This window comes from Streptomyces sp. NPDC056600 (assembly GCF_042792855.1).
Lineage (GTDB): Bacteria > Actinomycetota > Actinomycetes > Streptomycetales > Streptomycetaceae > Streptomyces.
This window is the reverse complement of record NZ_JBHTVQ010000017.1, coordinates 1-21,590: the sequence shown is the minus strand read 5'-3', so window position 1 is coordinate 21,590 and position 21,590 is coordinate 1. Positions and strand designations below refer to the sequence as shown.

General features: G+C 73.6%; 20 protein-coding genes. 6 read left to right on the top strand and 14 right to left on the bottom strand.

Annotation, left to right across the window (positions count from 1 at the left end):
* Positions 1-13: 13 nt before the first annotated feature.
* On the bottom strand, positions 14-373 hold the full coding sequence (locus ACFRAV_RS11475; protein WP_108954882.1) for an NADH-quinone oxidoreductase subunit A: 360 nt from the start codon (positions 371-373) through the stop codon (positions 14-16).
* Between the two features lie 724 nt (positions 374-1,097).
* Between ACFRAV_RS11475 and ACFRAV_RS11470 the strand changes: the two genes are divergently transcribed.
* On the top strand, positions 1,098-1,907 hold the full coding sequence (locus tag ACFRAV_RS11470) for a C40 family peptidase (protein ID WP_382553912.1): 810 nt from the start codon (positions 1,098-1,100) through the stop codon (positions 1,905-1,907).
* A 72-nt stretch (positions 1,908-1,979) separates the two neighbouring features.
* Here ACFRAV_RS11470 and ACFRAV_RS11465 read toward each other — a convergent pair whose 3' ends face one another.
* Positions 1,980-3,401: a hypothetical protein gene (locus tag ACFRAV_RS11465; protein WP_382553911.1), complete on the bottom strand. Its 1,422-nt coding sequence runs from the start codon at positions 3,399-3,401 to the stop codon at positions 1,980-1,982.
* A 195-nt stretch (positions 3,402-3,596) separates the two neighbouring features.
* Positions 3,597-4,883 (bottom strand): geranylgeranyl reductase family protein, encoded by a 1,287-nt coding sequence (locus ACFRAV_RS11460; protein WP_382554042.1) that lies wholly within the window; start codon positions 4,881-4,883, stop codon positions 3,597-3,599.
* Between the two features lie 150 nt (positions 4,884-5,033).
* On the opposite strand from ACFRAV_RS11460, the gene ACFRAV_RS11455 reads away from it, so the two are divergent.
* Positions 5,034-5,543, top strand: a complete 510-nt coding sequence (locus ACFRAV_RS11455) for a GNAT family N-acetyltransferase (protein WP_382553908.1) — start codon at positions 5,034-5,036, stop codon at positions 5,541-5,543.
* A gap of 141 nt (positions 5,544-5,684) precedes the next feature.
* Positions 5,685-6,197 (top strand): GNAT family N-acetyltransferase, encoded by a 513-nt coding sequence (locus ACFRAV_RS11450; protein ID WP_382553906.1) that lies wholly within the window; start codon positions 5,685-5,687, stop codon positions 6,195-6,197.
* A gap of 69 nt (positions 6,198-6,266) precedes the next feature.
* Here ACFRAV_RS11450 and ACFRAV_RS11445 read toward each other — a convergent pair whose 3' ends face one another.
* The 7 genes from ACFRAV_RS11445 to ACFRAV_RS11415 form a co-directional block, all read right to left on the bottom strand.
* Positions 6,267-7,484 carry a hypothetical protein gene (locus tag ACFRAV_RS11445; protein WP_382553903.1) on the bottom strand — a complete coding sequence of 406 codons (1,218 nt, stop codon included), beginning with the start codon at positions 7,482-7,484 and terminating at the stop codon, positions 6,267-6,269.
* Positions 7,485-8,395: 911 nt separating this feature from the next.
* The gene (locus ACFRAV_RS11440; protein ID WP_108955069.1) at positions 8,396-9,091 is read right to left on the bottom strand and encodes a demethylmenaquinone methyltransferase; all 696 of its coding nucleotides are present in this window, start codon (positions 9,089-9,091) and stop codon (positions 8,396-8,398) included.
* A 181-nt stretch (positions 9,092-9,272) separates the two neighbouring features.
* Positions 9,273-9,905: a hypothetical protein gene (locus ACFRAV_RS11435; protein ID WP_382553901.1), complete on the bottom strand. Its 633-nt coding sequence runs from the start codon at positions 9,903-9,905 to the stop codon at positions 9,273-9,275.
* Between the two features lie 10 nt (positions 9,906-9,915).
* The gene (mqnC, locus tag ACFRAV_RS11430) at positions 9,916-11,118 is read right to left on the bottom strand and encodes a cyclic dehypoxanthinyl futalosine synthase (protein ID WP_382553899.1); all 1,203 of its coding nucleotides are present in this window, start codon (positions 11,116-11,118) and stop codon (positions 9,916-9,918) included.
* A gap of 101 nt (positions 11,119-11,219) precedes the next feature.
* Positions 11,220-11,963, bottom strand: a complete 744-nt coding sequence (locus ACFRAV_RS11425; RefSeq protein ID WP_382553896.1) for a prepilin peptidase — start codon at positions 11,961-11,963, stop codon at positions 11,220-11,222.
* A gap of 43 nt (positions 11,964-12,006) precedes the next feature.
* Positions 12,007-12,438 (bottom strand): DUF4259 domain-containing protein, encoded by a 432-nt coding sequence (locus ACFRAV_RS11420; RefSeq protein WP_382553893.1) that lies wholly within the window; start codon positions 12,436-12,438, stop codon positions 12,007-12,009.
* An 83-nt stretch (positions 12,439-12,521) separates the two neighbouring features.
* A complete protein-coding gene (locus ACFRAV_RS11415; RefSeq protein WP_382553891.1) occupies positions 12,522-13,370 on the bottom strand; it encodes a menaquinone biosynthetic enzyme MqnA/MqnD family protein in 849 nt (282 codons plus the stop codon).
* A 352-nt stretch (positions 13,371-13,722) separates the two neighbouring features.
* Here ACFRAV_RS11415 and ACFRAV_RS11410 point away from each other — a divergent pair, with 352 nt between their 5' ends.
* A complete protein-coding gene (locus ACFRAV_RS11410) occupies positions 13,723-13,926 on the top strand; it encodes a cold-shock protein (RefSeq protein WP_108954893.1) in 204 nt (67 codons plus the stop codon).
* 163 nt (positions 13,927-14,089) lie between these two features.
* Here the strand turns inward: ACFRAV_RS11410 and ACFRAV_RS11405 are convergent, their stop codons facing one another.
* The gene (locus ACFRAV_RS11405) at positions 14,090-15,412 is read right to left on the bottom strand and encodes an acetyl-CoA C-acetyltransferase (protein ID WP_382553889.1); all 1,323 of its coding nucleotides are present in this window, start codon (positions 15,410-15,412) and stop codon (positions 14,090-14,092) included.
* A gap of 162 nt (positions 15,413-15,574) precedes the next feature.
* Between ACFRAV_RS11405 and ACFRAV_RS11400 the strand changes: the two genes are divergently transcribed.
* Positions 15,575-16,888 carry a 3-oxoacyl-ACP reductase gene (locus ACFRAV_RS11400; RefSeq protein ID WP_382553887.1) on the top strand — a complete coding sequence of 438 codons (1,314 nt, stop codon included), beginning with the start codon at positions 15,575-15,577 and terminating at the stop codon, positions 16,886-16,888.
* Positions 16,889-16,893: 5 nt separating this feature from the next.
* Positions 16,894-17,835 (top strand): MaoC family dehydratase, encoded by a 942-nt coding sequence (locus ACFRAV_RS11395; protein WP_382554039.1) that lies wholly within the window; start codon positions 16,894-16,896, stop codon positions 17,833-17,835.
* A gap of 27 nt (positions 17,836-17,862) precedes the next feature.
* Here ACFRAV_RS11395 and ACFRAV_RS11390 read toward each other — a convergent pair whose 3' ends face one another.
* From ACFRAV_RS11390 to ACFRAV_RS11380, 3 genes are all read right to left on the bottom strand, one after another.
* Entirely contained in the window at positions 17,863-18,516 is a 654-nt protein-coding gene (locus ACFRAV_RS11390; protein WP_382553884.1) for a TetR/AcrR family transcriptional regulator, read from the bottom strand.
* Between the two features lie 71 nt (positions 18,517-18,587).
* Complete coding sequence (locus tag ACFRAV_RS11385; protein WP_382553881.1) at positions 18,588-20,777, bottom strand: MMPL family transporter; 2,190 nt, start codon at positions 20,775-20,777, stop codon at positions 18,588-18,590.
* Between the two features lie 18 nt (positions 20,778-20,795).
* Positions 20,796-21,383: a TetR/AcrR family transcriptional regulator gene (locus tag ACFRAV_RS11380; protein ID WP_382553879.1), complete on the bottom strand. Its 588-nt coding sequence runs from the start codon at positions 21,381-21,383 to the stop codon at positions 20,796-20,798.
* Between the last annotated feature and the right edge of the window lie 207 nt (positions 21,384-21,590).

Genomic DNA, 21,590 nt, shown 5'->3' with positions numbered 1-21,590 from the left:
CCCTAGGGGGCTCTCAGTCCCATTCCAGGCCGCCGCGCCGCCACACGTAGGCGTACGCGACGAAGACGGTGAGCACGAAGAGCAGCATCTCGACGAGCCCGAAGATCCCCAGGGCGTCGAAGGTGACCGCCCACGGGTAGAGGAAGACGATCTCGATGTCGAAGATGATGAAGAGCATCGCCGTCAGGTAGTACTTGATGGGGAATCGCCCACCGCCGGCCGGTTGAGGGGTCGGCTCGATACCGCACTCGTACGCCTCGAGCTTTGCTCGGTTGTAGCGCTTTGGACCGATAAGCGTGGCCATGACCACGGAGAAGATCGCAAAGCCTGCCCCGAGGGCTCCCAGTACGAGGATGGGCGCATACGCGTTCACCGCTCCTCGCTCCTCTCAGTCGGCACTGGACTGCTGGCGATTGCACACCGGGCCCGTCGACCGCCTCACCGCGTCCACGAAGATCGAGAACATGTGAAGCAGGTCACAAGCCCGGCTGCTCCGCATCCTATGCCTGGTGGTCTGTGATCTGCGACACGCGATACGAGACGGGCTTTGTGATCTCTGCCACCTGGACGGCCGCCAACGGCCGCGGTGAGCTTGGATCTTGACGCTGCACGCACACAACTGATCACACGAAGTGACAAGTTGACTCATCCACGCAGGCCAGAGCGCGCGTCTCCATATCAAGAGACTTACCGTGCATGCAAATTCGCGGTGGATGTTGATCATTGATATAAGCGCCCGCTTCCCTCGAAGGGGCGGAGCCGGGGCGCGGAGAGGGCTCCGGGCCGGCCGGGAGCGTGTGCGCGCGTTCACGAGCGACACGAGAAGATCACGGCAGTGACCTGTCCGTGACCTCCGCCACATCCGGGAACCGTTCGCGGGGTCCCGAGTTGGCGAAGTCGTGCACGGATGGTAAGCGAGGGCAAATCGGGCGTAACGACGGAAGCCGGTGCTCACAGCCTCGTAACGCCGCGCCCGATTCGCACCTTTGGGGCCCAATATCCTTTCCGTGCGCGCATCTTAGGGGACGGGGGACGCCAAATGTGGCGGACGGCACGATTGTTGAAGGGAGCGTGAACCCCTGGTAGGTCTGGTGCACATGTCCCAGACCGCTCACATACGCAGCCACCGGAAGCCCCGCCGCAGCGCCTCGAAGATCGCAGTGCGCGCAGGGGTCGCCGGTGGCGTTCTCAGCACCCTGGCCGTGGCCGGCGCCTCGGGTACGGCGACTGCGGCCGAGTCCGTGACGCAGACGCTGGAACTGCCCACGCTCACGGCCGACCTGTCGACCGAGGTCGCCCTCTCCGCGGAGGCCACCGCCTCCGCCGCCGCCTCCTACGAGCTCCAGGCCGAGCGCGACGCCGCCGCCGAGCGCGCCGCCGAACTGGCCGACCGCAACCTCGAGAAGGCCAAGGCCGAGGCCGCGGCCAAGAAGAAGGCCGAGGAGGCCGCCGCCCGCGAGGCCGCCGAGCGCGCCTCCCGCGACTCCTCCCGCGACACCCTCACCACCACGGCCGCGAGCACCTCCGGCTCCAACTCCAGCACCGCCGCCACGGGCTCCGCCGCCTCGGTGGTCGCCTTCGTCAAGGCGCAGATCGGCGACGCCTACGTCTCCGGCGCCACCGGCCCCAACGCCTGGGACTGCTCCGGCCTCGTCCAGGCCGCCTACAAGCAGGTCGGCGTCAGCCTGCCGCGCGTCTCCCAGGACCAGTCCGTGGCCGGTACCCAGGTCTCGCTGAGCAACCTGCAGCCGGGCGACATCCTCTACTGGGGTGGCGCGGGCAGCGCGTACCACGTGGGCATCTACGTGGGCGGCGGCCAGTTCGTCGGCGCGCAGAACTCCGGCACCGGTGTCATCCAGGCGTCCCTCGACTACGACCCGCCGTCCGGCGCGGTCCGCGTCCTCTGACGTACCCGACATGACGAAGGGCCGCAGCCTCGGGGGCTGCGGCCCTTCGCCGTGTCCGGGGCGGCCGCCCGCTCAGGGGCGGCCCACGGCGTTCAGCACCACCGCGGCGATGTCGTCGGCGGGGTGCGCGTCGTGCGACAGGTCGCCCGTGAGGGTGACGGCTCCGGTCGCGTCGTGGACCATCCTGTCGATCCGCAGCCGGAACGGGAACGTCCGACGGCTGTTCTCGGCGAGCGCGCCGGGCACGCACCGGAAGACGCCGTCCCCGACGGGCGCGCAGGAGTCGGGGACGCCGGTCACGGTGGAGCCCTCGGGCGCGTGGAACACCAGCGCCAGCTCCTCGCCGCCGCCCGCGCCCGAGTACCAGGCGGGCCCCGCGTTCCTCAGCCCCGCCTCCACGGTCACCGTGCGGCCGATGCCGCCGCGCGCCGAGTCGCCGGTCGCCGCCAGTGCGAGGACGCCGCTGTCCGGCAGGACCAGCGCGACGTCGTCCGCGTACCCCGCGGCCGGCGCGGTGGCCGCACGGCGCACGGTCAGCGGGGCGCCCGTGCCCTGCCGGTACTCCCCGCCCGCCGTCATCTCCTCGGCCCGCGCCGCGCCTCCCTCGACCACCGTGTAGGCGAGGGTGTCGTGCAGGGCGAAGGCGCGGGCGATGACCGCGAAGGGCTCGGTGAGCTCGTAGGGGGCGCCCGCCTCGAAGACGCCCGGCAGCACGCAGACGGCCTCGACGCCCTGCCCGGCCGGCGGCCCGTCGGTGTCCTCCGCGTACCAGCAGTTGTCGTGGGCCCGGGCGAAGGAGAGACCGCGGGTGCCGGTGACCCGCAGGATCGCGCCCCGGCCGTCCGCGCCCTCGTTGCGGAACCCCAGCGGCGCGGGGAACACGTCGCCGGCCCGGAACCCGGGCGGCGCGGACAGGACCCGCTCCTGGTAGGCGGGCTCCTGGGGCTCCGGCGCGAGAACCCTGACGGTCAGCGGCCGGGAGGTGAAGGCCAGCCCCTCGCCCTGGCCGGTCACCGTGAGCACGCCGGTGACGCCGGCGGCGGCGTCCGGGTCGATCAGCAGCGACAGGACGGCGACCGGGAAGTCCGGCCAGTACATGCGGTCGTACGAGCACGTGGTGACCGGGCCGTCCCCGCACGGCAGGTCCACCGAGGCGACGCCGTCCAGGCCCGTCGCGTCGAAGGTGAGGGTGTACGGACCGTCGTGCACCGGGGGCACCGCGCCCGTCTCCGGGTCCGGCTCCGGCTCGGGACCCGGCACCTCCAGGTACGGGAACAGTTCGTGGAACTCGCCCGCCCGCACGTCCATCCGCTCCGGCGAGAAGCCGACGGAGACCGGCAGCGGCTCCTCCGCGCCGGCGGTGGCCGCCCCGGCGTTCGCCGTCGTGCCGCCGAGCAGCAGCGCCGCGACCGCCAAGGCTCCCCAGGCCTTCTCGCGCAGGCGCGCCGCGGACGCCCCCAGCGGGCGTCGCGTCCGTCTCGTCCGTGACCTCATGTGCTGCCCCCTGTCGCCGTGGGACGCCGGGCGGCGCCCCACGGCGTAGGACGTCCCGCGCCCGCACCGCGTTGCCGGGAGCACGGTCACGAAGCGGTCAATTCCCCTTGTTCTCCGCCGGCTTGCGGCTGCCGCGCGTCCGGCCCGCGTCAGCCCCGCGTCGACCCGCGCCCGGCCCGCTTCCGCCGCGCGCGGTCAGGAGCGGGGCGTGATCCGCGCGAGGGCGTTGAGGACCCGGTCGACGGCGTCGCCGCCGGTGGGGTCGGTGAGGTTGTTGACCAGCCGGAAGGCGATCCGCATCAGCTGCGGGTGGGAGAGGCCCCGTTCGGCGGCCAGCTTCATCACCGCGGGCCGGCCGATCAGCTTCACGAAGGCGCGGCCCAGCGTGTAGTAGCCGCCGTGGGCGGCCTTCAGGACCTGCGGGTAGTGCCGCAGCGCCGCCTCCCGGCCCTCGGCCCCGCGCCGGGCGCGGGCCTGGACGACCACCTCGGCGGCGATCCGCCCGGATTCCATCGCATAGGCGATGCCCTCGCCGTTGAACGGGTTGACGGCGCCCGCCGCGTCGCCGGTCAGCAGCAGCCCGGCGGTGTAGTGCGGCTGCCGGTTGAACCCCATCGGCAGCGCCGCGCCGCGCACCGGGCCGGTCATGTTCTCCGGGGTGAAGCCCCACTCCTCGGGCAGCGAGGCGCACCAGCGGTTCAGCACGCCGCGCCAGTCCGGGTCCCGGTACGGCAGCGAGGCGTCCAGAACGCCCAGGCCGACGTTGCAGGTGCCGTCGCCCATGCCGAAGACCCAGGCGTAACCGGGGAGCAGGCGGCCGTCCGGCTCCGGACGGTCCCGCACCTCCAGCCAGGACTCCAGGTAGTCGTCGTCGTGGCGCGGGCTGGTGAAGTAGGTGCGCACCGCGACGCCCATCGGGCGGTCGTCCCGCCGGTGCAGACCCATCGCGAGGGAGAGACGGCTGGAGTTGCCGTCGGCGGCCACCACCAGCGGGGCGCGGAAGGTCACCGGAGCCTTGTCCTCGCCCAGCCTGGTGTGCACGCCGGTGATCCGGCCGGTGCGGTCGTCCAGGACGGGCCCGGTGACGTTGCAGCGCTCGACCAGGCGGGCGCCGGCCTTCCGCGCCTGGTGGGCCAGCCGTTCGTCGAAGTCGTCCCGCCGCCGGACCAGGCCGTGGTCGGGGAAGGTCGCCAGCTGGGGCCAGTCCAGCTCCATCCGCATCCCGCCGGAGATCACCCGCAGCCCCTTGTTGCGCAGCCAGCCGGCCTCCGGGGAGATGTCGATCCCCATCGCGACCAGTTCCTTCACGGCGCGCGGGGTGAGGCCGTCGCCGCACACCTTCTCGCGCGGGAACGCGGTCTTCTCCAGCAGCAGGACGTCGAGTCCGGCACGGGCCAGGTGGTACGCGGCGGTGGAGCCCGCCGGGCCGGCGCCGACCACGATCACGTCGGCGGTCTCCGGGAAGGCCTCGGTGCCGGGCAGCGGGACGGCCTCGTCCTCGGGGGCCTGGGCCTGGGTGGCGTCAGGGAGCGGCTCGGGCACTGCGGAATCTCCCCGGGATCGAAGGTGCCGACGGGGTGCGACATGGGCAGTGTATGCAGCGACCACCCGTCTCCGGCCGAAGGACGTCCCGTGAACCGAACGCTGCCTGTGGTGAGACTCCGCGTGCCGACCGAGGAGGACGCCTGGACGTGGCACACCCTGTTCGGCGACGCGGAGGTGATGCGGTTCCTCGGCGGCCCCCGTGAGCTGTCCGCGTACCACGAGAGCACCGCCCGCCAGCGCCGGAACGACGCCGAACTCGGTTTCTGCTTCTGGTCGGTGCTCACCGAGGACGACGAGGTGGTGGGGTTCGCCGGCGCCCAGCCGTGGCCGCACGCCTGGGGTCCGGCGGTCGGCGAGATCGAGATCGGCTGGCGGATGGGCCGCGCCCACTGGGGCCACGGCTACGTCACCGCCGCCGCGCTGCAGACGCTGGACCGGCTGCGGGAGTCCGGCGTCGAGTCGGTGGTCGCGATGGTCCTCGCGGAGAACGAGCGGTCCGTCGCGGTCACCCGGCGGCTCGGCATGGAACTGGAGCAGCGGTTCGTCGTCCCGGACGGCTCGCGGGAGGGTCACATGTACCGGCTGGCCCTGACCTGAGAGCCGATCGGAGGGCTGAGGGCCGCCCGGCGTCCTGACCACGGGGAACGACGGGGAACGGCGCGGAAACAGGGGTGCCGTGACGGGGGTCGCGTTGGCAGGATGCACCGACCGATCAATTCCGGCCCCTGAGGACCTTCCGTGACTCGATCTCTTCCCGTCGTGAAACTCCGCGTCCCCACCGAGGAGGACGCCGTGGCCTGGCACGGTCTCTTCGACGACCCGGAGGTGATGGAGTTCTTCGGCGGGAAGTCCGCCTCGCCGGCCGCCTACGAGAGGATCACCGCCCGGCAGCGGGGCTACGCCGAGCAGTACGGCTTCTGCCTGTGGTCCGTGCTCGACGAGGACGACCAGGTCGTCGGCTTCGTGGGCGCGCAGCCGTGGGGGCAGGAGTGGGGGCCGGACCGGGAGACGATCGAGGTCGCCTGGCGGATGGGCCGCGCCCACTGGGGCCGCGGCTACGTCACCGCCGCGGCGCTGCGGACGCTGGAGGTCCTTCGGGAGAGCGGGCTCACCTCCGTGATCGCGATGGTCGACGCGGAGAACGAGCGCTCCATAGCGGTCACCCGGCGGCTCGGCATGGAGCTGGAGGAGCGGCTGATCGCTCCGGACACGCAGCGGGACTGGAACATGTACCGGCTCTCCCTGAGCTGACGCCCTGTCGGGCGCCGTCGCTGGGGCGGGCGGGCCTGCGCCCTGTCCCGCCCCCGCGGCGGCCCCGCGTCAGGTGCGGGGCCGCGCGAAGCGGGAGGCCACGGCGGCGGGGCCGAGCACCCACAGGATGCCGAGGAGCGCGGCGAACCCGAGGTCCAGGCCGACGTGGATCAGCGTGCGCCTCCGGACGATGTCGTGCAGGAACTCGTCGCCGAAGCCGGCCCCCTCCACGAGCTCGGCGGTCACCGTGCCGCACGCGGCCGGCACGAGGAACAGGACGAGGACCAGGCCGCCGGCCAGGAGCGCCTCGGCGGGCCCGGTGGAGCGCCGGGCGACGATCCACCCGATCAGCGCCGCGCAGAGCAGACCGAGCACCAGCGCGCCCACGGCGAGGCCGGGGCCCATGTCGGCGAGCTCCGACAGTCCGAAGGTGTGGCGCACTCCCAGCTGGTCCTCGCCGACCAGCATCCAGCCGTTCCACTGGACCGGCACGGCCCAGGCCAGGCCGAGCAGGTAGACCGCCAGGTTGGGCAGCAGGGCCAGGACGACCACCGCGTCGTCACCGCCCGGTCCGGGGCCGCTCCCGGGCAGCACGTCCACGTCCAGCAGGGCCAGCAGGAGCAGCACCGCGACGACCGTGCCGCACAGCGCCAGGACGGCGGCCATGGCCCGCACGGCGGTGCCGCCGGCCCGCAGCAGCAGATCCGGCCCCGGCCGGGTCGCCCGCCACCCGGCCAGTTCCTCGCGCCCCGCCACCGCGGCGACCACGACCACCGCGGCGAGCAGCGCGACGAGCGCCGCGCGCAGGGGGGAGACGGTGACGGACAGCTCCCCGGACCCGCCGGACCCGGCGAACAGGGCCAGCAGCAGGACGCCGACGGCGGTCAGCAGCCCGGTGCGGAGAGCGGCCTCGACCGCCCCGCCGCGGCGGGCGGCCCGTCGCGGCGGGGCGCCCGGCGCGGGGACGGACCCGCCGGTGGCGGAGCTCGGCGGTGACGGAACGGTGGCCGCCCCGGCGGCGAGGCGGGCGCGGGTGACACGGCCGGCCAGCCAGAGGCCGAGCAGCCACAGGAGGGCGGCGGCGAACGGGACCCCGGAGATCTCGACGGCGTAGCCGCCCGCCACGATCATCGCCATCCCGCCGCCTTCATGCCGCAGCTCGATCCCGCCCGCGCCGAGGCCCTGCAGCAGCAGGGCGAGGAGGCCCCGGATCCCGCCCGCCGACTCCTCGGAGGACATACCGACCACCTGCAGCACGACCCCGACCGCCACCGCGGCTCCCAGCAACAGCCCCAGTGGAATCAGCGCGGCCGTCGCCGCCCCGGCCCAGTCCCCGCCGATGAACCGCTCCAGAAACGATTCCCCGGCCCGCGCCGCCGGGGGTGCGGTGGGGGCCGGCGGGGCGGAGGGCGCGGGTGGCACCGGAGGCGCGGAAGGTGCCGTGGCGGGCGCGGGTGGTGCTGGGGGCGCGGAGGGTGCCGGGGGTATGGAGGGCTTCGCGAGCCTGGCGGACTCCCCCGGCTCCCCCGCCTCGGCCGCGCCCGCGGTCGAGGCCGGTTCGCCGGTCGAGGGAGGTCCCGCCGACGCGGCCGGCACCGAGGGCGCCGAGGATTCCACCGGTGTGCCCGGCCCCGAGGGACCGGCGGTCGCCGGAGAGGCCGTCGCGGAGGCCGAACCGGCGGAGTCGTCCGCGCCGGCGGCTGGGCCCGCACCTTCGACAGGGCCGGACCCGGAAGAGGAGGCCGCCCCGGCGGACAGGTCCGAGTCGTCACCGGCGGCAGCAGCCGAAGTCGTCGAGGACGCGGCGAGGGAGCCCGGAGCCGTCGAGGGCTCCGCGGGGGCGGGCGGCGGAACGGATGGCTTCGGCGGTGGTTCGATCGGAGCCGCGGGCGGGGACACGTCCGGCGGGGCTGACGGACGCGGCGGCTCCGCCGGGGGCTCCGGTGGCGTGGGGACCGCACCGGCCGGCGGGGCCGGCGGGGGCCCCGCGATCACCGGGGCCGCGCAGTTCGCGCAGAAACGCGCCCCGTCGGGCCCCGCGACGCGGCATCGCGGGCAGAACGTGGCCATGGGTACCGCCCATCCTGAAGGAGTCGACTGCCCCTTCGGACACCGGGGCGCGCCCTACAGTTCCCCCAAAGCCCGTTCCCCGTAACCGGGTTGACGAACAGGGCCGCGAGTCCCGCAGCGGAAACCGCTCAGTCCCGCTTGAAGCCGCGGTGCAGGGCCACCACGCCGCCCGTGAGGTTGCGCCACGCCACGTCGCTCCAGCCGGCCTTCACCAGACGCGAGGCGAGCGCCGGCTGGTCGGGCCACTCCTGGATCGACTCGGCCAGGTACACGTAAGCGTCCGGGTTGGAGGACACCGTCCGGGCCACCGGCGGGAGTGCCTTCATCAGGTACTCCATGTAGACGGTGCGGAACGGCGCCCACACCGGCCGGCTGAACTCGCAGATCACCACGCGCCCGCCCGGCTTGGTCACCCGGTACAACTCGGCGAGCGCGGTGTCCGTGGCCTGCACGTTGCGCAGGCCGAAGGAGATGGTGACGGCGTCGAACGTGTCGTCCTTGAACGGCAGCTTCGTCGCGTCCCCGGCCGTGAACGGCATCCACGGGTGGCGTTCCTTGCCGACCCGCAGCATGCCGAGGGAGAAGTCGCACGGCACCACGTAGGCGCCGGCCTCCGCGAACGGCTGCGAGGAGGTGGCCGTGCCGGCCGCCAGGTCGAGCACCTTCTGCCCCGGGCGCGCGTCGACCGCCTTGGCGACCTCCTTGCGCCAGAGCCGTGCCTGGCCCAGGGACAGCACGTCGTTGGTGAGGTCGTACCGCTTCGCCACGCCGTCGAACATCGAGGCGACTTCGTGCGGCTGCTTGTCCAGGGATGCGCGGGTCACGCCGCCCATTGTTGCAGCCTCCCTCCGGCCCGGCGCGGACGCCCCGGCCGGTGACCGGGGCTCCCCGCGCAGCCGCTCACCGGCAGTCGACTCGCCCGCGGGAAACCGCAGGCCGGTGGCGCGGAGCCGAAGGCACTACTGGCGAGGGCCGTCCGCCCCCTGACCGCCCGCCCCCTGACCGTCAGCGGCGGCGGAAGACCAGGCGGCCGGCGAGGACCGTGGCGAGGCAGGAGCCGTCGGCGGCGCGGACCACGAAGTCGGCGTTGCGCACCGGGGCGACCTCGAGGAGGCGGGGCAGCAGTTCCGCGGCGCGGTCGCCGAGGCGGGTCACGCCCATGCCGGAGCGCTGGACGATCGTGGCGATCGCCGGGTCGGTGAAGGGGCCCTCCATCATCACGGTGCCGCGGGCCAGCAGGCGCTGGACGCCGCGCCGGGCGCTCTGGCGGAGTCGGGTGGCGGTCATCGGGAGCGCGGCGAACGCCTCGCCGGTGAGCGGTTCGGCGCCGAGTTCGTCCGCCTCGCGGGGGTCGGGCCAGTAGGCGCGCTCCAGCAGGGCGGGGCCGTCCGGCTCGTGCCGGCCCGGCTCCAGGACGCCCTCCCACGCGCGGACCCGGATCTCCGGGGTCCGCCCGGCCACGCCCGCGGGGTCGTCGCCCTCGGCCCGGGAGAGCCGGGCGTGGTCGGCGCTCAGCAGCTCCTCGTACGGGCCCGCCGCCACGACGTGGGGCGTCGCGACGAGCACCGCGCAGCCGGGCTCCACCGGCCCGCCCACCGTGCGACGGACGCCCAGCGAGGGCCGGTGGATCGTCAGCAACGCCCCGGCCTCAGCGCGCGTCGACGATCTGGAGCTCCGGGTGGGCGATGCCGCGGTCGATCGCCGTGGAGGAGATGTGCGAGGTCACGCGGTCGCCGTCGCCCGGGTCGTTCGCCGGGTCGTCGTGCACGACGAGGTGCTCGTAGGTGGTCGCCCGCTGCGCCGGGACGCGGTCCGCGGCGCGGATCAGGTCGATGATCTCCTGGCGGTTGGAGCGGTGGCGGGCGCCCGCGGAGGAGACCACGTTCTCCTCCAGCATGATCGACCCCAGGTCGTCCGCGCCGTAGTGCAGGGAGAGCTGGCCGACCTCCTTGCCCGTGGTCAGCCAGGAGCCCTGGATGTGGACCACGTTGTCCAGGAAGAGCCGGGCGACCGCGATCATCCGCAGGTACTCGAAGAGCGTCGCCTGCGTGCGGCCCTTCAGGTGGTTGTTCTCCGGCTGGTACGTGTACGGGATGAAGGCGCGGAAGCCGCCGGTGCGGTCCTGCACCTCGCGGATCATCCGCAGGTGCTCGATGCGCTCGGCGTAGGTCTCGCCGGTGCCCATCAGCATGGTCGTGGTGGACTCCACGCCGAGGCCGTGCGCGGTCTCCATGATCTCCAGCCAGCGCTCGCCGCTCTCCTTCAGCGGGGCGATCGCCTTGCGCGGCCGCGCGGGCAGCAGCTCGGCGCCGGCTCCGGCGAAGGAGTCCAGACCGGCCCGGTGGATCCGGGTGACGGCCTCCTCGACGGAGACGCCGGAGATCCGGGCCATGTGATCGACCTCGGAGGCGCCCAGCGAGTGGATGACCAGCTGCGGGAAGGCGTCCTTGATGGCCTTGAAGTGCGACTCGTAGTACTCGACGCCGTAGTCGGGGTGGTGCCCGCCCTGGAACATGATCTGCGTGCCGCCGAGTTCGACCGTCTCCGCGCAGCGGCGCAGGATGTCGTCGAGGTCGCGCGTCCAGCCCTTCTTGGTGTCCTTCGGGGCCGCGTAGAACGCGCAGAACTTGCACGCCGTCACGCACACGTTGGTGTAGTTGATGTTGCGCTCGATGATGTACGTCGCGATGTGCTCGGTACCGGCGAACGTGCGGCGGCGGGCGGCGTCGGCGGCCTGGCCGAGGGCGTGCAGCGGGGCGTCGCGCAGGAGGGCGACCGCCTCCTCGGGAGTGATCCGCCCACCGTCGGCGGCGCGGTCCAGCACAGACTGAAGTTCGGCCTTCTCGGTCACCGATGCGTCCCTTTCGTCAAGGGTTTGGACGGACCGCATCAGCCTACGCCAGGGGTGCGAGGGACCGGACTTCGCCTGTGGACAACCGGTCCGGCCCGAGGTCAGACGCCCTGGGCCATGGCGGCGTACGCCCCGGTCAGCAGGCCGAGGAAGGCGCCCGCCAGCAGGAACGGGCCGAACGGCATCTCCGTGCGGCGGCCGCCCCGGCGCAGGACCACCAGGCCCAGGCCGTACAGCCCGCCGAGCAGGAACCCGGCGAAGGCCCCGAGCAGCAGCACCCCCCAGCCGTACCAGCCGAGCACCGCCCCGGTGGTGAGGGTGAGTTTGACGTCCCCGAACCCCATCCCCTCCGGGCTGACCAGGTGCAGCACCAGGTGTCCCGCGGCCAGGGCCGCCGCGCCGAGCAGCGCGCCCGTCCAGCTGCCGCCGTGCTCGGGCAGCAGCGCCGCGACGCCGAGGAGGAGCAGGGCGGCCGCGGCGCAGGGCAGGGTCAGCACGTCCGGCAGCCGGTGCACCCGGGCGTCCACGGCGGCCAGCAGCACGCCCACGGGCACCAGCAGCAGCCACACCAGCAGCTCCGGCCGCGGCCCGGTGGCCGCCGCGACGGCGGCACAGAGGAGGGCGGTGACGACGGGCAGGGCCACGCGGCCGCCGCCGTACGGGCCGGGGCAGCTCCGGCAGCGGGCGGCGCCGAGCCAGCCGGGCAGCGGATGCCCGGCGGGGCACGCCGCCCGCCACGGCGCCTCCGGCACCACCGCCAGCCGGTACGCGGGCCTCCCGGCCAGCACCCCGGCCGCCGCTCCCCACCCTGCCGCGATCACCGTCGGCCACAGCTCGGTCGTCACCCGGCCAGCCTAGGCCGGGCAGGCACGGAGGGGGACGCGGCGGTCAGAAGCAGGCGAGTTGTTCGCCCACCGGCTCCGGCAGCAGGACCTCCCACACTCCGTGCATCCGGGACCGCCATGTCCTGCCGCGAGCGCCCTCCCAATCCTCCACCAAGTCGGACGGCTCGGTGAGAACGCGCTCCACCGCCTCGGCAGCGAGCACGCGCAGGTGGGCCAGGCAGGGCAGCGGTTCCTCCGGGCCACAGTCGCCGGTCACCGACGCACCCCGCGGGCACTGGGCGGCGACCAGGGCGGCCGCCGCCAGGGCCTTCTCACCGGTGTCGCCGTCGCAGTACACCGTCGCTTCCGTCCGAGCGGCCCGCAGGAGCACGGCTCGCACCATGCCGGCCCGCTCCCCCGACGGCGCGTCGTCGAGGTCGCCGCAGAAGTCCGCCGCGGTGTCGTTGTCGAACGGACCGGTGTCCCAGGTGCCCATGCGCTGCCCCTCCGGGGTCGGAAGGTGCGGGTCCCTCCCGCACGCCGCGCATGCTGGCACCCGGCACCGACAGCACCGCCGCGCTACGGCTGCAGCAGGTCCACCTTCACGTCCGCCGGGAAGCCCGTGGTGGGGCCGACGCGGCGGGCGAACTCGGTGACCGCGCCGAGCTGTTCCGGGCCGAAGCGGAAGTCCAGGGTGGTGAAGTACCGCTCCAGGAGCTCGGCGTCGAAGGCCTCCCAGCGGGCGGCCTGCTCTGCGACCTTGGTGACCTCCTCCAGGGAGAGGTCGCGGGAGGCCAGGAACGCCTCGTGGACGCGGCGGGTGAGGTCCGGTTCGCGTTCCAGGTAGTCGCGGCGGGCGGCCCAGACGGCGAAGACGAACGGGAGGCCCGTCCACTCCTTCCACAGCGTGCCGAGGTCGTGCACCGCGAGTCCGAGCCGGGGCGCGTCGTGCAGGCTGGCCCGCAGCGCGGCGTCGCCGATCAGCACGGCGGCGTCGGCCTCGAGCATCATCGCGCCCAGGTCCGGCGGGCAGGTGAAGTACTCGGGGGTGACGCCGAAACGCTCCTGCAGCAGCAGCTGCGCCAGCCGCACGGAGGTCCGCGAGGTGGAACCGAGGGCGACCCGGGCGCCGTCGAGCTGGTCCAGCGGCAGTTGCGAGACGATCACGCAGGACATCACGGGTCCGTCGCAGCCGACCGCGATGTCGGGGAAGGCGACCAGTTCGTCGGCGTGCTTCAGGAATTCGACGAGGGTGATCGGGCCGATGTCGAGGTCGCCGGCCACCAGCTTCTCGCTGAGCTTCTCCGGGGTGTCCTTGGTCAGCTCCAGGTTGAGGAGCGTGCCTGTTCTCGCGAGCCCCCAGTAGAGGGGCAGGCAGTTCAGGAACTGGATGTGGCCGACGCGCGGCCGGATGCGAGAATTGTCCACATCGCGAGACTAGACCCCGTCCGGCGCAACCCGGCGTTCAGGGTGCGCCCGCGCGCGCCCCTGCTTCCGATGCCGGCCGAGCGACCCGTCCACCACCGGATCGCCCACATGGCGGAACCCCTCCGTCAACCCCGATCTGCGCTTTTTATGCACACGAGTGACGTGATCTTGGCCTCTCTTGATTCCCGGCCCGTGCGTGCTAGGCTCGCAGCAAGTTGCAGTTTGGTTTCCCTTGCAGTACAGAGCCTGCGGAGCATGTGACCGCGGGCTCTCGTCGTTTTCAGACTTCGCAGTTGTTTCGGACACTTGCAGGTTCTGGAGCAGGGCAACCCTTTGGGCCCAAGGAGGGCTTATGGCTACCGGAACCGTGAAGTGGTTCAACGCCGAAAAGGGCTTTGGCTTCATTGCCCAGGAAGGCGGCGGCCCCGACGTCTTCGTCCACTACTCCGCGATCAACGCGAGCGGCTTCCGCTCGCTCGAGGAGAACCAGGCGGTGACCTTCGACGTGACCCAGGGTCCGAAGGGCCCGCAGGCGGAGAACGTCACCCCGCAGTAAGCCTCCGGCTCGAAGTGAGCCCGATGCTCTGCTCCGGTTGAGTTGATTCCGGAACGAGTGCAGTACCCAAGGAGCCCCCTGCCGGTCATGACCGGCGTCCGGGGGCTCCTGCCTTTCCGCCCGGGCGGGCGGTCCGACGCGGACCGCCCGCCCGACGCGCGTCTCAGGCCTTCTCCAGGATCGCCGTGACGCCCTGGCCGCCGGCCGCGCAGACGGAGATCAGGCCCCGCGCCGGGCCCTCCCGCTCGGCGAGCAGCTTGGCCAACGTGGCGACGACCCGGGCGCCGGTGGCGGCGAAGGGGTGCCCGGTGGCCAGCGAGGAGCCGGCGACGTTCAGCCGGTCCCGGTCCACCGGCGCCAGCCCCTGCTTCTCCCAGGCGGCCAGCGTGGCCAGCACCTGCGAGGCGAACGCCTCGTGGATCTCGACCAGGTCGAAGTCCTCGATGCCCAGCCCGGCGCGCTCCAGCATGCGCGGCACCGCGTACGCGGGAGCCATCAGCAGGCCGTCGCCACCGGCGTCGCCACCGCCGGCCCCCTCCCCGCCACCACCGGTGACGTCTCCGTGCACGAAGTCCACGGCCGCCGTCTCGTAGGCGGTCAGGTAGGCGAGCGGCTTCAGCCCGCGGGCCCGCGCCCACTCCTCGCTCGCCAGCAGCACGGTGGCCGCGCCGTCGGTGAGCGGCGTGGAGTTGCCCGCCGTCATCGTCGGGTTCGGACCGTCCAGGCCGAAGACCGGCTTGAGCGTGGCCAGCTTCTCCACCGTGGAGCCCGGCCGCAGGTTCTGGTCGCGCTCCAGGCCCCTGAAGGGCACCACCAGGTCCTGGAAGAAACCGCGTTCGTAGGCGGCGGCCAACTTGCGGTGGCTGGCCGCGGCCAGTTCGTCCTGCGCCTCGCGGCCGATGCCCCAGGCCCGGGCGGTGACCGCCGCGTGCTCACCCATCGACAGGCGGGTGCGCGGCTCCGCGTTGCGCGGGACGTCGGGCACCAGGTGGGACGGGCGCACCTTGGTCAGCGCCTTGAGGCGCGCGCCCGGGGACTTCGCCCGGCGGGCCTCCAGGAGGATCCTGCGCAGCCGGTCGTTCAGGGCGAGCGGCGCGTCGCTGGCGGTGTCGGCGCCGCCCGCCACCCCGGACTCCAGCTGTCCGAGCATGATCTTGTTGGCGACCGCGATCACCGCCTGGAGCCCGGTGCCGCAGGCCTGCTGGATGTCGTAGGCGGGTGTCCGCGCGTCCAGGCCCGAGCCCAGCACCGTCTCGCGCGCCAGGTTGAAGTCGCGGCTGTGCTTGAGGACCGCGCCGGCCACGAACTCGCCGACGGCGCCGGGCTCCCGCAGTCCGTACCGCTCGGCCAGCCCGTCGAGCGCGGCGGTCAGCATCTCCTGGTTGGAGGCGGTGGCGTAGGGGCCGTCGGAGCGGGCGAAGGGAATGCGCGTGCCGCCGACGACGGCGACGCGGCGGGTCACCGGGGGCTGCAGGGAATCGCTCATCTCGGCCTGCTCCTTACCTTGTTCGTCGGGCCGCCCTAGCATCGACGGCCTACCACTGGTCCTGCCCGGCCCGTCGGCCCGGCACGCAGGGCCTTACCATCGGTAACCTTACTGCAGAGTAAGCCCACCCCGTCCGTACAGCACATGCCTGGGAGCCCCCACATGGCCGACCGCTATCAGAGCTTCACCCGGACCGCGCCCGGCCGCTTCCTCACCAAGCGGCTGGGCCTGCCGCAGCCCGCCGCGTTGCGCCGGTGGTCGGCCGAGCAGCCGTCGCTGGACGGCCCCGTGCTCCACCTGACGGCCGGGAAGCCGACCGTCGACCTGGCCCCGGTCCTCGCCCACACCGGGCTGGACGTGCGCACCGGCGGCGTCGATCGGCCCGCCGCGGTGGTGGTCGACGCCACCGGCGTGCGCACCGTGGAAGGGCTGGCGGAGGTGCACGCCGCGCTGCACCCCGTGGTCCGCGCGATCGCCGACTCCGGCCGGGTGGTCGTGCTCGGCGCCCCCCTCGACGCGGCCGACCACCACCAGGCGGCGGTCCAGCAGGGCCTGGAAGGCTTCGTCCGCTCCCTCGGCAAGGAGATCGGCCGGGGCAGGACCGTCAACCTGGTCCGCCTCACCGACGCCGCCTCCGCCGAGTCCACGCTGCGGTTCCTGCTCTCGCCGAAGTCGGCGTTCGTGGACGGCCAGGTGATCGAGGTCGACGTGGCCGAGCCGGCCGTCCCCGGGGACTGGGACCGTCCCCTGGCCGGCCGGACCGCGCTGGTCACCGGAGCGGCGCAGGGCATCGGCGCGTCCGTCGCGCGGACCCTGGCGCGGGACGGCGCCCACGTGGTCGTGCTGGACGTTCCGCAGGCCGAGGAGGAGGCCCGCGCCCTCGCCGAGCGCCTGGGCGGGACGGCCCTCGGGCTGGACATCACCGCCGCGGACGCCGCCGACCGGATCGCCGCGGTGCTGCCGGAGGGCCGCCTGGACGTGCTGGTCCACAACGCGGGCATCACCCGCGACCGCCGCCTGGTCAACATGCCGGCCGACCGCTGGGCCTCGGTCCTCGACGTCAACCTGGCGAGCGTGCTGCACACCACGGACACGCTGCTGGCGCAGGGGCTGATCCCGCGCGGCGGCCGGATCACCGCGACCGCCTCCATCGCGGGCATCGCCGGCAACTCCGGGCAGACCAACTACGCGGCCAGCAAGGCCGGCATCGTCGGCCTGGTCCGCGCGCTGGCGCCGCGGGCGCTGGCCGAGCACGGGGTCACGGTCAACGCGGTGGCGCCCGGTTTCATCGAGACCAGGATGACGGCGGCGGTCCCGCTGATGATCCGGGAGGCCGGGCGGCGGATGAACTCGCTGGCCCAGGGCGGCCTGCCGGTGGACGTCGCGGAGACCCACGCCTGGTTCGCGAACCCCGCCTCCGGGGGCGTCAACGGCCAGGTGGTCCGGGTCTGCGGCCAGAGCATGCTGGGAGCGTGAGGGAGATGACCGAGGCGATATCCGGGCCCGGCCCCGGGGCCGGGCCCGAGGAGTCGCACAACGTGGTGCTGACCCGGGCGCCGGCGCTGGCGCCGCTGCTGGCCCGTGGTGCGCTGCTCTCCCCCACCAAGCGGCCGCGGCCCGACGCGCCGTTCCCCCGCACCCGGCTGGTGCTGCCCGCCGTGCGCGCGGACGCGGGGCGGCTGGCCGCGTACGAGCGGATCTGCGGGTTCGACGCGGACGGCACGCTGCCGGTGACCTACCCGCACGTGCTGGGCTTCGCGCCCACGATGCGGCTGATGAGCGAGCGGGCCTTCCCGTTGCCGGTGCTGGGGCTGGTGCACACCTCGATCGAGGTCACCCGGCGGGCCGCGATGCCGGCGGACCGGGCGTACGAGATCGCCGTGCACGTGGCGGGGCTGGCGCCGCACCGCCGGGGCACGGAGGCGACGGTCGTCACCGAGGCGCGGGCGGACGGCGAGCCGGTGTGGGAGTCGCGGAGCACCTACCTGGCGCGGCACCGGGCCGACCCGCCGGCGGGGGCCCGCGAGGAGGGCGACGACCGGCCGGAGCCGGAGGCCCTCGCGGAGCGGGAGGAGCGCCCCAAGCCGGCGGAGCGCGAGGCAATGCCGGTGGCCGCCGAGTGGCGGCTGGCGGGTGACCTGGGGCGGCGGTACGGGGCCGCGTCCGGGGACCGGAACCCGATCCACCTCACGGCGGCGACGGCCCGGCTCTTCGGGTTCCCCCGGGCCATCGCGCACGGCATGTGGACGGCGGCGCGGTGCGTGGCGGCGCACGGGATGCCGGAGGCGGGGCGGGTGACGGTGCGGTTCAGGGCACCGGTGCTTCTCCCCGGCACCGTCGCGTACGGCGAGTCCGGCGACCGGTTCGAACTCCGCGGGCGCGACCGCCTCCACCTCGAGGGCGAGACCTCGCCCCTTCAGTAGGAGCCGCAGGGACCCCGCACCGCGCCCTCAGGCCGGTGGCGGGGTCCACGGGCGGCCCGCGGTGAGGTCGCCGAGGCCGGCCCAGGCGAAGTTCATCAGCGTCGCGGCGGCCTGCCGCGCGGAGACCCCGTCCGTGGTGTTGGCCCAGGCGGCGAGCGACTCCGCCGCCCCCACCAGTGCCTCCGCCAGCCCGGCGACCTCCCGCTCGGGCAGGTCCGGGTCCCGGTGCGCCGCCCGCGCCTCCACCGCGATCAACTGCGTGACGAAGACGACCAGTTCCGCGCGCATCGCGGCGACCTCCGCCGCGAACGGCTCGCCGTGCGTGCGGGCCTGCACGTGCAGCACGGCCCAGCCGTCCGGGTTCTCGGCGGTGTAGCGGAAGAACGCGTGCAGCCCTTCCCAGAGTTGCCGGTCGGCGGAGAGCGCGGGGTCGGCGACGCCCTCCCGGACCGCCTCGGTGAGGGCCTTCGCCTCACGGCGGATGCACGCCGTGAACAGGTCCTCCTTGGAGTTCAGGTACAGGTACACCAACGGCTTGGAGACACCGGCGAGTTCGGCCACCTCGTCCATCGAGGCGCCGCGGTAGCCCTGGCGGCCGAACACCCGGACGGCGGCGTCCATCATCTGTCGTTCGCGTTCCGCCCGTGGCAGCCGTCGGGTCCGCACCGCTCCCTCAACCATGCGGCAACCATAACGAGGCCCCGGTGGATCCACCGGGGCCTCGTCGGTAAAAGGAACGCCTGGCTCGGGCGTCAGCCCACCGTGACCTTGTCACGGTCGGCGGGAGCCGGCTCGGCGAGGGCGTGCCGCAGTTTCTCCCCCTCGATGTCGAGGTCCGGCAGCGCGCGGTCCAGCCACTTCGGCAGCCACCAGGCGCCGCGGCCCAGCAGCGACATGATCGCCGGCACCAGCGTCATCCGCACCACGAAGGCGTCGATCAGGACGCCCACCGCGAGCGCGAAGCCGATGGACTTGATGATCGGGTCGTGGGCGAAGACGAAGCCCGCGAACACGGCGGTCATGATCAGCGCCGCCGCGGTCACCACCCGGGCGTTGTGGCCGAGGCCGCTGACCGTGGCCTGGCGCGCGGAGGCGCCGTGCACGAAGTCCTCACGCATCCGGGAGACCAGGAAGACCTCGTAGTCCATGGCCAGGCCGAAGAGGATGCCGATGAGGATGATCGGCAGGAAGCTGACCAGCGGCCCCGGGGTGTCCACGCCCACCAGGTCGGCGAGGTGACCCTGCTGGAAGACCGCCGTGGTCAGTCCGAAGGTCGCGCCGACGGTGAGCAGGAAGCCGAGCGCGGCCTTGACCGGCACCAGCACCGAGCGGAAGACCAGCATCAGCAGCAGCACCGACAGGCCGACCACCAGCAGCAGGTAGACCGGCAGCGCGTCGGCGAGCTTCTCGGAGATGTCGATGCCGATCGCGGTGACGCCGGTCAGTGCCACGTCGGCGCCCTGGACGTCGGCGACCTTGCCGCGGATGGCGTGGACGGTGTCCTCGGTGGCCGTGTCGGTGGGCCCGGTGGTCGGGACGACGGCGACCAGGGCCGTCGTGCCGTCCTGGTTGAACTGCGGCGGGGCGACGGCCGCGACGCCCTTGACGTCCTTGACCAGGGTCGTGACGTCCTGCACCGCGGCCTTGGTGGCGGCCGGGGTGTCGGCGGCGACGACGGCCATCAGGCGGCCGTTGAAGCCGGGGCCGAAGCCCTCGGCGGTCAGGTCGAACGCCTGCCGCTCGGTGGTCTCGACGGCGGCGGTGCCGGCGTCCGGCAGCGCCAGGTGCATGTCGCGGGCGGGCAGCGTCAGCGCGGCCAGACCGGCGACACCGATCACCAGGATCGGGATGCGCAGCTTGAGCGCCAGGCGGCCCCAGGTGTGGCCGAAGCCCTGCTTCACCTCGACGGTGCCGCCCTCCTCGCGCTTCTCGGCGACGGAGTCGCGCAGCTTGCGCGGCAGGATCCTGTCCCCGGCGAAGGCGAGCACCGCCGGGAGCAGGGTGAGCGCGACCAGCACGGCCACCGCGACGGTCGCCGCCGCGGCCAGGCCCATGGCCGACAGGAACGGGATGCCGACGATCGACAGACCGGCCAGCGCGATGACGACGGTGGCGCCGGCGAAGACGACCGCGGAGCCGGCGGTGCCGATGGCCCGTCCGGCCGCCTCGCGCCGCTCCATGCCCTCGACGAGGAAGCCGCGGTAGCGGGAGGTGATGAAGAGGGAGTAGTCGATGCCGACGGCCAGGCCCAGCATCAGCGCCAGCACCGGGCTGGTGCTGTTGAGCTCGACGAACCCGGTCAGCGCGTACAGGCCGGCCATGCCGACGCCCACGCCCACCAGGGCGTTGAGCAGCGTCATGCCCGCGGCGACCAGCGAGCCGAAGGTGACCACCAGGACCACGGCCGCGATCACCACGCCGATCGCCTCGGTGGAGCCGATCTCCGGCGGGGTCTGGGCGAGTTCGCCGCCCACCTCGACGCGGACCGTGCCGTCCTCGCCGTCGTACTTCTCGGGCAGGTCGGCGTAGGCCTCGCGCTGCTCGTCGGTGATGTCCGCGATCTCGTCCTCGAACTGGACCTGGACGAGCGCGTAGCGGCCGTCCTGCGAGATCGAGCGCGTCTGGAACGGGTCCATCGCGGCGACCACGTCGGGTATCGCGGCGGCGTCCTTCACGACCGGCGCGACGTCGGCGGGGGTCAGCTTCTCGTCGGAGGTGACCACCACGGTGCCGGTGGCGCCCGCGGCCTGCGGGAACTGCTTCTGCAGTGCGTCCATCGCGCGCTGGGACTCGGTCCCCGGCATCCGGAACGCGTTGGTGGTGGTGCCCATGAAGGCCGCCGCCGCACCGCCCATCAGGGCGAGCAGCAGCAGCCACACGGCCACCACCAGGCCGCGGCGCCCGAAGCACGCGCGGCCCAACCGGTAGAGCAAGGTCGCCATGGGAGAGGGGCCCTTCTTCTAGTTCTTCCCGAGCTCTGTATCGAGGCCGGCCCGGTCGGGGCCGAGGTCGAGCGTGCGGAGCGCGCCGGTGAGCAGCGCCTCGCGCAGGGTCCGGTCGTCGTACGGCAGGTCGGCCGCGCCGGTGGCGAAGATCCCGCCGAGGGCGATCGAGGCGGCGATGCGGTCCCGTGGATCGGTGGAGCGTCCGGCGACGGCGTCGATCAGCCGGTCGCGGACGCCGTCGATGGTCTCCACGCCCAGGTCGGGCAGGCAGGAGACGTCGGCGAGGTTGTCGAAGAGCAGCTTGATCTCGCGCCGGAAGCGCAGCGTGATGCCGACGAAGGAGTGGATCGCGGTCACCGCGGCCTCCTCGCCGTCCAGCTCCGCCAGCCGGGCGTCGAGGTCGAAGACCTCGTTGCCCACCGGCATCAGCAGCTCGGTGAGGATCGCCTCCTTGTTGCTGAAGTGGTAGAGCAACGACGCCTTGGAGCAGCCCACGTCGGCGGCGATGTCCGCGAGGGACGTGCCGCGGAAACCGCGGGAGACGAACAGGCGCAGGGCGGAGGCGAGCAGTCGCTCGTGCAGCCCGCTGGACGTGCGTGCCATGACCTCACGGTAACTGTCCGAACGGTCAGCTCTGACCGTTCGGACAGGCGGGCCGGTGTGTGTTCCCTCACGGTTTCGCCCGGACGGCGCCTTTGCCCCCCGTGACGGCCGAAGGGCCCCCAAGCCCCCCACGGGGGGAGGGGGGCGTAGGGGGGGCGCGGGGGCGGGGGCGCGGGCGGGGGCGGCCATCAGCACCCGCGCCGGGAC